Origin of the sequence: Micromonospora sp. NBS 11-29, assembly GCF_002140155.1 — a bacterium.
In the GTDB taxonomy this organism is placed as follows: Bacteria; Actinomycetota; Actinomycetes; order Mycobacteriales; family Micromonosporaceae; genus Micromonospora.
The window spans coordinates 2,899-3,281 of the sequence record NZ_NAPR01000027.1 but is presented as its reverse complement, the minus strand read 5'-3'; the positions used below and the strand labels follow the sequence as shown (position 1 = coordinate 3,281).

The 383-nt window shown below is 72.6% G+C and carries 1 protein-coding gene; it reads left to right on the top strand.

All coding sequences use genetic code 11. The features are described from left to right. Positions 1 to 383 (top strand): acyltransferase domain-containing protein (locus B1205_RS32435; RefSeq protein WP_254910228.1); only part of this gene is annotated, 383 nt, incomplete at both ends.

Sequence of the window (383 nt, the reverse complement as noted above, 5' to 3'; positions counted from 1 at the left end):
ACCAGACGCAGTTCACGCAGGCCGGGTTGTTCGCGGTCGAGGTGGCGTTGTTCCGTCTGGTGGAGTCGTTCGGGGTGGTGCCGGACTTCGTCGGTGGTCATTCGATCGGTGAGGTGACGGCCGCGTACGTGGCCGGCGTGTTGTCGCTGGCGGATGCGTGCGCGTTGGTGGCGGCGCGCGGCCGGTTGATGCAGGCGTTGCCGGCCGGTGGGGGGATGCTGGCGGTGGCCGCGCCCGAGGCCGAGGTGGCCGAATCCATCGCAGGTCACGCGCAGGTGGGTGTCGCGGCGGTGAACGGGCCGGCGTCGACGGTGGTGTCCGGCCCGGTCGACGCGCTCGACGAGATCGAGCGGGCGTGGCGGGAGCGGGGCGTGCGGGTCCGT